Source organism: Lacrimispora sp. (genome assembly GCF_036758025.1).
In the GTDB taxonomy this organism is placed as follows: domain Bacteria; phylum Bacillota; class Clostridia; order Lachnospirales; family Lachnospiraceae; genus Lacrimispora.
Genome location: NZ_DAIOXM010000011.1, coordinates 1 through 14,119, shown reverse-complemented (window position 1 = coordinate 14,119; position 14,119 = coordinate 1). Strand labels below are relative to the sequence as shown.

The 14,119-nt window shown below is 41.8% G+C and carries 13 protein-coding genes; 2 read left to right on the top strand and 11 right to left on the bottom strand.

The annotated features are described in order from the left end of the window. Nucleotides 1-141 precede the first annotated feature (141 nt). Entirely contained in the window at nucleotides 142-945 is an 804-nt protein-coding gene (locus V7M78_RS10855) for a M15 family metallopeptidase (protein WP_333649352.1), read from the top strand. A gap of 341 nt (nucleotides 946-1,286) precedes the next feature. Further along, nucleotides 1,287-2,276: a YhdH/YhfP family quinone oxidoreductase gene (locus tag V7M78_RS10850; RefSeq protein ID WP_333649350.1), complete on the top strand. Its 990-nt coding sequence runs from the start codon at nucleotides 1,287-1,289 to the stop codon at nucleotides 2,274-2,276. A 558-nt stretch (nucleotides 2,277-2,834) separates the two neighbouring features. On the opposite strand, the gene V7M78_RS10845 is transcribed toward V7M78_RS10850, so the two are convergent. The 11 genes from V7M78_RS10845 to V7M78_RS10795 form a co-directional block, all read right to left on the bottom strand. Beyond that, nucleotides 2,835-3,149: a PTS fructose-like transporter subunit IIB gene (locus V7M78_RS10845; protein WP_333649348.1), complete on the bottom strand. Its 315-nt coding sequence runs from the start codon at nucleotides 3,147-3,149 to the stop codon at nucleotides 2,835-2,837. Between the two features lie 14 nt (nucleotides 3,150-3,163). Next, on the bottom strand, nucleotides 3,164-4,222 hold the full coding sequence (locus tag V7M78_RS10840) for a PTS fructose transporter subunit IIC (RefSeq protein ID WP_333649346.1): 1,059 nt from the start codon (nucleotides 4,220-4,222) through the stop codon (nucleotides 3,164-3,166). Nucleotides 4,223-4,232: 10 nt separating this feature from the next. Beyond that, a complete protein-coding gene (locus tag V7M78_RS10835; protein ID WP_333649344.1) occupies nucleotides 4,233-4,679 on the bottom strand; it encodes a PTS sugar transporter subunit IIA in 447 nt (148 codons plus the stop codon). Between the two features lie 176 nt (nucleotides 4,680-4,855). After that, entirely contained in the window at nucleotides 4,856-6,808 is a 1,953-nt protein-coding gene (locus V7M78_RS10830) for a BglG family transcription antiterminator (RefSeq protein WP_333649342.1), read from the bottom strand. Between the two features lie 9 nt (nucleotides 6,809-6,817). Beyond that, nucleotides 6,818-7,498 (bottom strand): fructose-6-phosphate aldolase, encoded by a 681-nt coding sequence (locus V7M78_RS10825; protein WP_333649340.1) that lies wholly within the window; start codon nucleotides 7,496-7,498, stop codon nucleotides 6,818-6,820. A gap of 17 nt (nucleotides 7,499-7,515) precedes the next feature. Further along, nucleotides 7,516-8,439 (bottom strand): glycyl-radical enzyme activating protein, encoded by a 924-nt coding sequence (locus V7M78_RS10820; protein ID WP_333649338.1) that lies wholly within the window; start codon nucleotides 8,437-8,439, stop codon nucleotides 7,516-7,518. Between the two features lie 17 nt (nucleotides 8,440-8,456). Next, on the bottom strand, nucleotides 8,457-10,808 hold the full coding sequence (locus V7M78_RS10815) for a glycyl radical protein (RefSeq protein ID WP_333649336.1): 2,352 nt from the start codon (nucleotides 10,806-10,808) through the stop codon (nucleotides 8,457-8,459). A 264-nt stretch (nucleotides 10,809-11,072) separates the two neighbouring features. Continuing rightward, nucleotides 11,073-11,837 carry a DeoR/GlpR family DNA-binding transcription regulator gene (locus tag V7M78_RS10810; protein WP_333649334.1) on the bottom strand — a complete coding sequence of 255 codons (765 nt, stop codon included), beginning with the start codon at nucleotides 11,835-11,837 and terminating at the stop codon, nucleotides 11,073-11,075. A gap of 192 nt (nucleotides 11,838-12,029) precedes the next feature. Continuing rightward, the gene (locus V7M78_RS10805) at nucleotides 12,030-12,524 is read right to left on the bottom strand and encodes a heme-degrading domain-containing protein (RefSeq protein WP_333649332.1); all 495 of its coding nucleotides are present in this window, start codon (nucleotides 12,522-12,524) and stop codon (nucleotides 12,030-12,032) included. Further along, complete coding sequence (locus V7M78_RS10800) at nucleotides 12,509-13,507, bottom strand: Gfo/Idh/MocA family protein (RefSeq protein WP_333649329.1); 999 nt, start codon at nucleotides 13,505-13,507, stop codon at nucleotides 12,509-12,511. Before V7M78_RS10800 ends, V7M78_RS10805 begins: the two co-directional genes overlap by 16 nt. 322 nt (nucleotides 13,508-13,829) lie before the next feature. Further along, a partial coding sequence (locus V7M78_RS10795) for a putative PEP-binding protein (protein ID WP_333649327.1) occupies nucleotides 13,830-14,119 on the bottom strand: 290 nt, incomplete at its 5' end.

Genomic DNA, 14,119 nt, shown 5'->3' with positions numbered 1-14,119 from the left:
CCGCTTTGACCGACAGGGTTATTCCTGCCGGTCTTTTTTATTTCTTGCCGCTACAGACAAACTACAGTTTCACTACAGGGGAAATACAGACTGCTCTGCCATAATAGCACCGTCGGTAAATAAATCAGGAGGACTGCCATAATGAAAGAATATTGGAATGACAATGATTTCAGCAGAAATACGAGGCATAAAAAGCGGAAGCGTCACACGCCCCACGGGTTTACTTTAATATTGTGCTGCTGCCTTACTGCGGTAATATTGGCTTTTGGCCTGACTGTGAACCATATTCCGCCTGCCGCAGATACGCAGCCTGATGCCCATCTTTCCGAGAATATTGTAACCAATACTGATTTTGACACCAGTTTAGCCGCTGATGAACAAAGCATTACTGATGAAACAGCTTGGTGTTTGATTTTAGTAAATAAATGGAATCACATTCCGGAGGATTATGAAGCGGACTTTACAGAATTGGCAAACGGACAGTTGGTAGATACGCGAATATACCCTGCGCTCCAGGAAATGTTGGATGCCGCAAGGAGCGATAACGTTTATCCTGTTGTTGTTTCCGGATATAGAACTGTGGAAAAGCAACAGAGCCTGATGTCCGAAAAAATTGCTGCTTATAAAGCAGAGGGCTACTCCGACGCAGCAGCGGTATTCAAAGCTGAAACATGGGTAGCTGTTCCCGGAACAAGTGAACACCAATTGGGGATTGCTGTTGACATCAACGCTGACGGTATCCGCTCCACCGGGGAAGAAGTTTATAAATGGCTCGATCAAAACAGTTATAAGTTTGGATTCATCCGCCGTTATCCAGCCGACAAAACAGAAATAACAGGAGTCATTGACGAGCCGTGGCATTACCGCTATGTAGGTATTGACGCAGCTACCGAAATTTATAATCAGGGCATTTGCCTTGAAGAATATCTCAACAAAATAAACTGAGGGGAAATTGATATGAATAGAAAAAGAGTAACGCAGCTATTCCCTTTTCTGATTTTAAAAGTAAGAATTTAACCTTTGTGTGGATAAACTATATGCGAGTTGCTTCTACTGTTTTTTCATTTGCAAACCGCTACTGCTGCCGGGATCTCCTTAAATTTAATAGGATCTTTATAGAACCTTACGGAACCTGCTCTGTTCATTTAATGGTTTTCCTGCCTCCTTTAAAGCAGGAAATAATATGTGTCATGGTTATTTGTGTTCATTACATTCTAAATCCAGGTTAAAGCCGCTTTTAAGTTCTCCATTTCTGTGATATTCTATCAGCAAAGGAGGGATGAAAAATGGAAACTTTCAAAGCAATTGTAGTAGAAGAAAAAAATGATAATATTGAGTTTTCCCTCAAAGAGACGGCCCTGGATCAATTGTCTGAAGGGGAAGTAGTCATCAAGGTACACTATTCATCTGTAAATTATAAGGATATGTTAGCTGTACAGAAAAAAGGGGGAGTTATTCGCAATTATCCCATGATTCCAGGGATTGATCTTAGCGGAACGGTGATTTCTTCTGCAGATAAACGGTTCAAAGAAGGCGATGAAGTCATTGTGACAGGATTTGATATGGGAATGACCCATACGGGTGGTTTCTCTGAAGTAGCACGAGTTAAGGCAGATTGGATTGTTAAGCTTCCTCATAATTTATCATTGAAAGAGGCAATGATTTTTGGAACTGCCGGATTCACTGCTGCCTTGTCCATTGCTGAGTTAGAGAAAAATGGGATGAAGCCTGAAAACAACCCTAGGCTGCTGGTCACTGGGGCAACGGGCGGAGTAGGGAGCATAGCCCTTCAGATTCTCAAGAAAACAGGATATAATAATATCACTGCTCTGATTAGAAAAGACTATCAGCACCATATTGCACTGGAACTTGGGGCAACAAAAACCTTTCATGTTGATGAACTCGGTGATGGGGCAAAACCTCTGGCGAAGCAAAACTTCGACTATGTTTTAGATACTGTTGGCGGTGATGTGGCTTCTAAACTTATTTCGCAAATCTCTTATCGAGGGTGTATGAGTTTATGCGGCAATGCCGGTGGGATAAAAATCGATACCACTGTGTTACCGCTTATCTTAAGAGGCGTTAAACTGCTTGGCATTGATTCGGTGAATGTACCTCCATTAGAAAGACCTGAACTTTGGGAGAAAATGGCTAAGGAGTGGAATGTTACTCAATCTGTACGAATGAATGAAATCACCTTAGAACAATTGCCTGAAATCATCAGCAAACTTAAAGAAGGCACTCACATAGGCCGGACTATTATTAAAATAGCTTAGACAATATAAAACCAAAGTTAATCACAAGCCTATGACTTCAGGGTAGATTCCATTATTGCCACTGTATTAAAGTGAAAAGACATATATCCATTTCTTGCTTGCACATTCCTTAATCTTCATGGATAGAGCCTTTATTACTTTGACTTTTAGATTGTGCAAATAAATTTTTAAAGTTATTTTTAAACTTCTTTAAATCTTCCAAAAGTTTGGATATATTTTCAGCTTCTGCTGCCCAACTGGTACAAAATCCTGAACAATGTAGTTATGGCCTCTTTTTTCCGGAATATCGTAACTATACTGTTTGCTGATTTTTCCAATATGTCATTACGAAACAACACAAATAACTGGTTAATAGAGGAGGTAATAAAAGAGCCATAGTCTCATTGGATTCCGGGACTATGGCTTTTAAGGCTATGATATTAGGTTACATTTGCAAGGTCTCTTCTGCCAGGCATCTTTTCTTCTATAAATATATACTCCTTCCTGCTTCTCTCTATTAAATATTCTCCCCTATTTAAAGAAACAGGCCCTTGAATAAAGACATTATTTCTATAAGAACTACTGTTTATTAACCATTGCCTCTATTTTATTAAGTATGGCATCTGTTTTCTTAATTGCATCGCTGATAGCGACTCTGGCAATCAGCTTCCCCTGAAACCGTTCTTCATTTTTAATGGGCATGTCCTTTGTGAGAATAACTGCATTGGCATCTTTAATATCATCTGCCGTAATGGCATTTTCTACTCCAATGGATCCCTGTGTTTCTACTTTTACTTCCCAGCCGCGGTCTTTGCACTTTTTAGCAATTGCTTCTGCAGACATATAAGTATGGGCAACTCCTGACGGACACGCTGTTACTGCTAAAATTTTCATGAAACTTTTCTCCTTTATTCAAATGAAATATCTACATCGTCATCATCGGCTGTCTGGGCAGCCTCTGAGGCGTTTTTCTTAAATACCGCACATAAAGCCACATAAACGCCAACCCCTGCTGCCATAGAGATTACATATCCAATCCGATTTCCAACCACCGGAAGAACAATGAGTCCTCCCCACGCTGCTTTGCTGCTTACGTTGATGGCATATGCAAGAGCAGAAGCAATGGCACTGCTTACCATATTAATAGGAATCATATGAATGGGGTCAGCACTGGTATAGGAAATCGCTCCCTCGGAAATACCCACAGCTCCCATGGCTATGGCACCGATTCCGGCTTCCCTTTCTTCTTTTGTGAATTTCTTCTTTAAGATCAAGGAAGCTGTTCCTGCTCCCAGAGGGGGTACTGCGATGGCGATGGCGCAAGGACCGGCATAAGTATAAATTCCCATACCAATGGTCGCCACCATAAAGCCGAATGCAACTTTGTTAACCGGTCCTCCAAGATCAAAGGCAATCATGGCCCCAACAATCAGGCCCAGAAGGATCTTATTGCCTTCATTCATGGTTGTAAGAAATACTGTCATGGTATCCATAAGGCCTGCAATAGGAGTTCCGATGACATACAGCATCATAACACCTGTCAGGAAAACTCCGGCAACCGGTATAATGATAATGGATTTTAATGACTGCACTGCTTTTGGTAAGGGTATTTTCTTTAAATAGTAGCAGAGAATTCCGGCAAATAACCCGGATACAATACCGCCCAGGAAACCTGCACCAACTGCATTGGCGAGGACACCTCCTGCAAGTCCGGGAGCAATTCCCGGCCTGTCGCAAATAGATACCGCTATAAATGCGGATAGTACGGGTACCATAAGCCCCAGGGCGCTTACACCGATCTGCCACAATTCTGCTGTAAAGCCTGTTTCAGGTACAGCTCCCTCTCCTGCCAGCATGACGGCCAGTGCCATCAGAATTCCTCCCCCTACAACCACCGGAAGCATGTAAGATACACCGTTCATTAAATGAGTTCTCGTATTCTTTAATATTCCTGCTAATTCTTTCATCTTCTCCTCCTTATAGCTCTCCTATCAGCACTGAAATCTCTTCCTTCGTATCCGCATTCAACAGCTCTTCCCGGAATTCATCATAAATCAATTTACGAAACAGACCGGCCAGAATCTCCAGATGGCGGTCCCCCTGCCCCTCCAACGGAACAGCCACCTGAAATACCAGGCTTACCTCTTCTTCAGTACCATCCCATTTAATTGGCTGGCACAGCCTTGCAAATGCCAGGGAAGGGCACTTTACATGAGCTGACTTTGCGTGAGGCGTGGCCGTCAGGAAACCTACGGATGTAGATGCCTGTCCTTCCCTTATCAATACATCCTGCTCATACCCATTTCTGTCCAACAGGCGCTCGTCTGCCTCCAGAAGACAGGACATCTGGGAGATCACCTCCTCCTTCGTTTTTGCGGCCATGTCAAACATAATTAATGCCGGTGACATTAATTCTTTTTCCATGAAAATCCTCCTTGTTATTTTTCTTTATTTATTGACACTATTTTATTCCAACTTTTTATTATTTTCAATATAGCGATCATTGTGTTTTTGCATTAGGACAACTGCATTTTTTTAAACAAACAGAAAAAAGAGATAACCTTGGGATTTCCTCCTTAGTTTATCTCTTTTAATTCCTGTCATTGGAGTATGGAAAGAACCTTTTCCTTCGTTTTAGCAGTTCTGATTAGTTCCACGGTTTCCTCATTTCCTGCTTTTTCATAAAACAAATTAAAAAACTTCCTGGTAACACCAATATCGTTGAAATTCAACGCCAAAATAAAAATAATATCCACCAGACCATTTCCCCAATCCATTTTGTTCTTGAGGCGTATAATAAAAACCGCCGGCTTACGGATTGTATTTTCTATTCCATGGGGAATGGCGACTCCATTGCCTATTTCTGTTGAACTGATCGATTCCCGGCGCAGGACCTCCTTGCAGTATTCGCTAGTGACGTAATGTTCTCGTTCCAGAATGCTGCACCCCATTTGGATCAGCCGCTCCTTAGGGGCAGATTCCACATCCAACAGGATGAATTCAGGCTTAAAATAATCTGCTAAAGAAAAGGGATCTGTATGCCCCAGTCTGTCCGCATAAAGCTGGTTGACCGCCTTTTGCAGTTTCAGCACGTCCCGGTCACTGATGACCGGTGTCGCATAGACCGTAGGCAGTTCCAGTTCATAACCAGGTATGGTAGTAATAACCAGATTGCAGTCCAACTGTTTCACCTGGCAGGCACAGTCCATGGGGAGAACAGCAATAACGCTGATCCAGGGCACCCTCTGCTCAATTTTCTTTGCGGTCATTTCTGCTAAAAGAAGACTTCCTGCCCCAATGAGTACAGCCCTTGTCTTTTTATCCATTCGTATGATAGATCCGCCGATTAAGAGCGTTAAAAATGCGATTTCATGTTCTGACGGCATGTTCCCTGCATCTTCCCGGATATAGCTCCCCAGGCTGAAGCAGGTTGTAAAAATTGCACTGTAACTTTTCTTGATCTCTTCTAAAAATGGATTGCATATTTCCAATCCGAATTTTGTCCGTATCATACAGCGGTGAACAAAAAATTCCAGGCCGCTGCACAAGCATTCATCCTGGTATAGTTTTAATCCTGATACACCTGATAAATACATCAAAATGCGCCCGCTTATCTCATGTACACTTTGACGGGAAACCAGTAGAAATTCCCGCTTTTTCTCCTCCTCATCCTGTTGAAATTCTGCTCCTGCCAGAAGAATATACAAGTAATCACGTTCTCCTGAACCAAGGGTCACTCCCAAGGCTGATTCCAAATTACTTATGAGTATTCCCATGTGGCCGGAGGCAGATTCCCCAGGATAGGAACCCCCTAATTCCTGATCCGATATATGCTTTCCAGTGCGAATTCGTTCATATTGGACACACAAATATTCTACCAACATTATAAAGCTGTAATCTACAAAGCGGCCCCCCGCCTTATCTTCAAACCCTCCGATTGCCTGGCAGATACGTTTGCATATCTCTGATCCGCAATAATTTTCCAGCATTGCAGCACTTAAACCATCCAATCGTTTGTCATATTCGGTTTGACTCACCGCTTTGATCCTATTCTTTTTTGAACGTTCATTGCTTATGATGGCACGACGGCGGTTCCATTCATTTCCTTCAATAGAAAGTTTCCTTTTTGACTTTCTTATAAAGGTCAGACCATACTCTTTAAACCAGGCTTCCGCTAAATCCAGATCGCTTCCTATTATATATTTAGAAGTAAACAGTTCCTCCGATAATAGAGAAATAGTGTAATTCTCCCATCCTTCCAGAAGAATCTGTTTGATGTAGCTGATCCGGTATTCCGCATCATAGTAGGAGGGTTCCGAAAAATTTCTTAATGCGCAGGACTCTGCCTCCGAAAGTTCCAGGTAAACGCCGCTTCCTCGTTTACTGACATAAGTGATATGATGCTTTTCGCAAAAATCACTAACCTCTTTTAAGTACGTACTTACAGAGCGTTCTGACATATCCAGGCAAATCCCCAGCATTTTTACTGTAATCGGCTCATTATTATTTAAAACCAGAATTTTTAAAATGCGGTTCGCCTTATCAGATAACATGAGAACCTCCTATCTGCAATTCTTCATAGTCACTCCGGGCCCGCACAAGTTTTCAAAGTCTTTTGTGAAAGCGGTCACAGCCATGGTAACGGAATCATTTTTAATCAATCCCTCTATTACATCAGGTGAAATGGTGGATGCCCCGATTCCATATTCACAGAGTTCCAGCACCTGCTGGGAATTTTTGAAACTTGCGGCCAATACTTCTGTCATTAAGCCGTTTTTCTTAAAAATGTCATGAATGCTCTTCGCTGTTTTCACACCGTTTGCCCCCAAATTATCAATCCGGTTTACATATGGGGCCGCATAATGGGCTCCAGCCTTACCTGCCAGAAAAGCCTGCATCTGAGTATAAATTGCAGTTGCTGTAATATTGGCTCCTTCTGCACTTAAAACCTTCATTGCCTTTAATCCTTCTGTTGTAGCGGGTACTTTTACATAAGTATTCTTCCCCAGCTCCTCCTGGATTCTGTGAGCATCCTCCAGCATCTCTTCTGCAGTCTCAGCCGTCACCTGGACATGAAGCTCTGCCTCCGCTCCTATAAATTCGCGGATTTCCCGTAAGGTTTCAAATGGCTGTTTTCCATTTTTGGCCAGTATAGACGGATTGGTAGTCACCCCGTCTATAGCAAATATGCTGTAAAGTTCCTTGATTTTTTTGATATCCGCATCGTCAATAATAAGTTTCATAATTCATATCCTTTCCATTATTCCCTGATTATATTTTTCACTCCATTTAAAAAGGCAATTTCAGTAAATACTTTCATTTCTTCATCAGAATACCGTTTGGGGTTTTCTTTAAAATAATATTCTTTGTCGATTAAGTGGTATTTGGATTCTGCCAGAGGGTTGTAATTTAAAAGTTCATAGGAAACCTGAGGGTAGATTCCAGATATGTAGCAGCTAATAGAAGCAATATTTCCGGGGCTGTCTGTCAATCCTGGTATCATAGGCGTTCTTATGATTACAGATTCCTTTTTATCAGATTCCAACAAAAAACGGATGTTACTTTTTATTAATTCATTGGATACGCCCGTATATCTTTGATGTTCTCCCGGATCAGAAATTTTATAATCCGCATAAATCAAATCCAAAAATGGAAGCGTTTTTTCTATAATCTCCTGCTTCACATGAAGGGCAGTTTCAATGGCAGTATGGATTTCCCGTGATTTCAACTCCTCAAGAAGGGCTGCTGCAAATTCAGCCTGTAAAAGAGGTTCTCCACCTGATAATGTAACACCTCCGCCATGCTTAAAAAAAGGCTCATCCCGCATCAGTTCCTCTACCGCTTCACGGACTGTCACCTGCCTGGAGTCCCATGCCAAGGCCCCTGAAGGACAGGCATCGATAATCTGATGCCAGTCCTCGTCTTTTTCTGGATGAAGCTTCACCCCATCTTCTTTCATTACTACACCGCCAATTTGAGACAGACCGGCACATATTCCGCACCGGATACATTTATTAGGGAAATAGAGGGGCCTTGGCCTTACCGATATTCCTTCCGGATTATGACACCACACGCAAGAGAGAGGGCATCCCTTTAAAAAAACCGTAGTCCGTATTCCACTGCCGTCATGGGTAGAAAATCTTCTGATGTCAAATATAGTTCCCTGTATGTTTTTACGATCCATGTGCCGTCTCCCGTTCCTTATATATCCCCATAGCTGGTTCTTTCAATAATCTCATTCTGCAGTTCACCTGCCAGCTCTGTAAAGTAGGCCGTGTATCCTGCCACACGGATTGTCAGACTCCTGTATTGCTCCGGATCGTTCTTCGCTGCAATCAGGTCTTCCTTTCGTACAACATTGAACTGGATGTGGGGAATTTCCAGGTCCACAAATGCCCTCAAAAACTTTGCAAATTTGTCGATTCCCGTATCAGTCCTAAAGAATTCCGGCAAAAACTTCATGTTTAACAGCCCGCCGTTGGTGGTTAAATTCTTATCTAACTTTGATACGGATTTCAATACGGCCGTTGGTCCTGCAATGTCTCTTCCGTATACTGGTGACATACCGCCATCAGCCAGGGGCTGCCCTGCGCGGCGTCCATCGGGGGAAGCTCCTATATTCTCTCCCATAGGAACATGGGCTGATACCGTGTACATTCCCGTGTGATATTTTCCGCCCCTGTAATTGGTATAATGGGACAGGCGGTTTTTGAAATACTCCGCCCACTTGGCTCCTAACTCATCTACCCAATCCACATCATTGCCGTATTTAGGACTTTTGTTCAAAAGCATGGTTCTCTGTATCTCGTATCCCTTAAAATCAGATCGAAGAGCATCTAAAAGCTCCTGCTTTCCAATCTTTCCTTCCTCAAACACCAGCTTTTTCACTGCTGCCATGCTGTCAGCCAGGTTAGCTATCTGAATCATCTGAATTCCGGAAAAGTTATAGTGAGCACCCCCGGCAGTCACATCTGTTCCCTTTACCATGCAGTTATCAATGACTGCTGATAAGAATGGAGACGGGAGCAGATCAATATGAGCCTTTTCTACCTCTTCACAGGCTCTTATCATCTTATCCATGTATTCTTCCAGGTATCTCCGGAAAACAGCTTCCAGCTCTTCAAAGGTCTGATATGTAGTAATATCCCCATAATCTTCCGCCAGCTGCTCACCGGTAATCAGACATTTTCCCCCGTTTAAGGTCAGCTCCAGAACCTTATTAAAGTTAAACATGGCCGCATCGCTCCAGCCTAAGTTATTTCCCTGAGTAGTCAATTCCACGCAGCCTACAATAGCATAATCCCTGGCATCTGCTTTGGAAATCCCCAGCTTCTCCATAGAGGGAACCACTGCATTGTCATTAAAGAACTGAGGCATACCGCTTCCCTTTGCCACAACACGGATTGCCTGTTTTAACAGTTCATCACTGGTATGTTCATGAAGACGGACAGATAAGTTGGGCTGAGGAAGGCCAAGATGCTCCTGGGCTTTTAAAAGAAGGAATGATAAATCATTGACAAAATCATTTCCGTCTTTATCCTGCCCTCCTATGGCTATATTAAAGCCAATGGGAAATCCTGCGAAAAACTTGGCGCTGTGGGCATTTCTCAAATATATGATCTGGTTAAATTTCAACCATAAGCATTCTAAAATCTCCAATGCACCCTGCTGGTCTAAAACACCTTTTTGCAGATCTCTTTCGTAATACTCCCATAAGTAATCATCCATACGTCCAGGAGAAAAAGAGGAAGCATTGGATTCCATGTGAAGAATGACGAATAAAAACCAAAGAGACTGGACTGCCTCATGAAAAGTCTCCGGAGCCTGTTCTGACAGCTTATGGCAGATTTTTGAAACATGGATCATACTGCTTTTCTTGTCTTCATCTGACTCCTGTTCTGCCATTTCAGTCAAAAGCCTTGCATACCGGACCATAAAATCCTGAGTGCCTGACATGACGATTGACACGCTTTCATAAAAGTCTTTCTTTTCCCCATAGGTCAGCCTCATCTTAGCCTCTGCTTCTGCTCTGATGGCTGCCGGTCCTTTGTGAAGCCATTCCGCACAATTAGGACAAATATGTCCTTGAGCGTGATCTTTCTGGTTGATCTTCACCACCTTTGCAATTTCATCAATCTCTTTTCCATACCGGCTTCGAAGTACATCTTCCAGGGATTTTCCCTGCCAGTATGGCTTGATTTCTTTACGGAAATAGAAAATATCTTCCTCTTTGATCTGAAACTTATCTTGTGGGCGTGTTGGGAGGGTCTCAAACTCCTTATCCACCCATGTGCTGCCGCTCTCAGGAAATACCACTCCATACCGGACGCCTGCAGTACGGTTCCCTACAATCAATTCCTCCGGTTCCGCACTGATTTCCAGTTTTTTCAATGAAGCCTTTAGAGCCAGAGCCCTCTGAATAATCCTGGGTTTTGTTTCATTGGCCTTATAGGCATCTGTAATAATTTTTGCCTGCTCAATGGATGCATAGCGGGGTTCGGAAAGCATTTTTTCTTTTAACCGTACAATTTTATCAGTCATAATCAGGTTCATTTACATTCCTCCTTTTTATTAATATGTATTACTATTTATTATTTACCCTTGTTTATTACCATTATAATATTATTATTTATTCTCATTGTCAATATATTTATTATTTATTGTTATCATTTTATCCATATTTCCATTTTGTTACAAGAATAAAAAAGGATAATCCTATGTCTGGCCTTAGCCAGTACTTAAGATTATCCATTCTGCATCCATATGCTGATACATTAAGGTTGAAAGACATTTTCCTTTCAAGATTATATCATATCATCAATAAATCCACTCCAGGTCATATTCTTTCATCTGCTCCTCAATGTCTTCCTGAGGCTTTTCATCCATAACCGCCCCAGTAAAACTGTCTACCTTAGCGTATTTGTATGTTCCATCCATATTAAACTTTCTGGTCTCCAGCATCATATATGCCTTTTTACTGGCCTCAATGACTGCACTTTTGGTTAAGCCATCCTCAACCATATAGGTGGCAACACTATTATCAATCAGATCCACACCCACTACCCCTATAAAGGCGATGTCAAACCGGTAATTAACGATCTGGTTAATGGTAATACTGCCTACAAACCCATAATTTCCCCGGATAAAGGTCCCGCCTAAGAATATCACTTTTACTGTTACTGCCTCAGCCAGTACCTGCATCACATCAATCATATTAGTAACAACCGTGATTGGAATCATAGATTTTGCCAACAGCTTGGCCAGCTCTAAATTTGCAGTTGATATATCCAAAAAAACCATATCTCCGTTTTTGATCAGCTCCATAGCTTTTTTAGCTATTTTCTGTTTCATATCAATATTTTTGTCTTTCCTCTGAGCTACATCCAAGTCATGGACATTGATCCTGATTTTCATAGCCCCGCCGTAGGTTTTCTTTAACAGCCCTCTCTTCTCCAACTGGGTCAAATCCTTTCGGATGCTGTCTTCTGTTACGTCATATTTTTCGCTTAACTCCTTTACGCGGACTGATCCATTTTTATTCACTAACGAAACAATGTCATTCTGGCGTTCTTCTGCAAACATTGTATTTCCTCCTATTATTCAGCTATGAACCAATGTGATAGCTATGATCTAATAACTTGATTTTTTATTATTATATCATATTCATTATTGTTTTTCATTAAATTCATATAAAATGAACTCCTCTGTCGCTCATTAATGAAAGAAAAACAGCTGATTAATAAGAAAAAAGCTTGACTCTTTCTGTTAAGTATTTTATTTATCAGGTTTTAACACTGCTCTGGCAGATAAGTAATCTTTTATTACTCCCACAACCAAATCATGATCCTCATTTTCCGCCAGCCCCGATACAGTAACAGCCCCTACCACTCCACTATTTTTTAATATCAAAGGTACTGCCCCTCCTGCGGCTGCATACTCAGCACAATCAAGCCCGTACCTTCGGCCAATTTCATCTTGTTTCAACTGCATATACAGAGACATTTCGTAAGAACTCTTGTGGAATTTGTATACTGTATTTTCTTTTCTCCTAATCCAGTCATCGTTAATAGGAGCTGTTCCAGGCATAGAACAATAAAATAAGCGCCTCCGGCCCAAGGTTATACTGATCGTAACCGGATAATTCTTTTCTACTGCTTGTTCCCGAATCCTGGAACCAATCACCCAGGCAGTCTCTTCTTGAAAATCCTGAAATACCAATTGTTCCTGCTGCTTTTTTAAATCTTCAATTTTTTCTAGTATTTCTTCCATTGTTCCTCCTCATCCGCCGGAAAATTTATAGAAAGCTGCCTCCTGACTTCATCCATAACTTGAAGTTCCATGAGTGAGGCTTTCATCGGTTCATGCCAGTCCTGGTGGCCCTTAATCTGCTCAATCCATTCCTGAATTTCATAAATCAGATTTAACTCTGGCTCATGAGAGACCAGAACTTCACATTCTCCATTCCTTCCATAAAAGGTTACGTTCCGGGGATTCGGTATATCTTCAATAACAAGGGTTCCTTCTTCCCCTTGAATCTGACTGGGAATATGGCTGTCTGATATTTTAGAGTAGATGAGTTCTGCCTGCATTTCCTCATATCTGGCTAAAATAGTTCCTGCTCCATCCACTCCGTTATGCAGTAAGATGGCATCAGATATGATTTTCTGCGGCAGGCCAAAAAGCTTAACCAGGGGATGGATACAGTACACCCCAATATCCATCAAAGCCCCATTGGAAAAAGAGGGATCAAACGCATTCTCAATAATACCATTTTTAAATTTATCATATCTGGAAGAATACTGACAATACTGGAAGCTGACTCTGCGAATTTTTCCCAATCGTTTCAGATTTTCTTGTATCACAGCAAATCCAGGGTCAAAAATGGAACGCATGGCTTCTAACAGGACCACGTGGTTTCTGTCAGCAGCCTCTATCAGCTTATGGAGTTCCTGACTGTTGGATGTAATTGTTTTTTCACACATCACATGCTTTCCGTGAGAAAGCATTAAAATTGACTGCTCAAAATGCAGGCTGTTGGGACTGGCAATGTATACCGCATCCACATCCTTTGACTCCGCAAGTTCCTGTAAATCGGTACAATATCTGGCTGCACCATATTCCGCTGCAAATGCTTTTGCTTTCTCCTCTTCTCTTGAATACGAAGCTGCATATAAGAGTTCATTGCTCATGGCTGCGGCTTCAAGAAACCATCTGACAATAAAATTTGTTCCTATTGTGGCAAAACGAATCATTATTTTCCCAATATCATGTATTTGGAAACAAATACATGATATTTCTCCTTTTTAGATTTGTATTTTGGTTCATTCAGGCTCTCCTGAAATTAGCCATATAATATCACTACTTTCAAACTCTTACAATAGGTCACTGATTTAAATTTTGCAGAAACACAAGTGCAATTTGATAGAAATATATTTTCCTAAAACCGGATTTCATGGTATTAATAAACCATAGTCCGCCGCTTTTCATTGAAGGAAGATGACTCTTTTTGCTATCCTTTCCTTCATAACATTTGTCCATAAACAGCAATATCAAATGATGATACATGGGGAAGGATTATGAATGGTGAATAAACTCCTTCATATAATCTTCCACTTCTTTGGTTGTAGCAAAGGACATGGCCTTGTCAGCCACTGCCTGAAGTTCTCTGGTGCTGTAGCCGGTGATCAGCTTTCTGGCATTTAAAATGGCGGAGGCACTCATGCTGAATTCATTTAGGCCAAAGGCCAGCAGCAAAGGAATAAGCAGCGGATCGCTTGCCGCTTCCCCGCACATGCCTACCATGATGCCTTCCTTGCGTCCGCATTCGATCACGTGGCGGATGCTTCTTAATACTGCCGGATTGA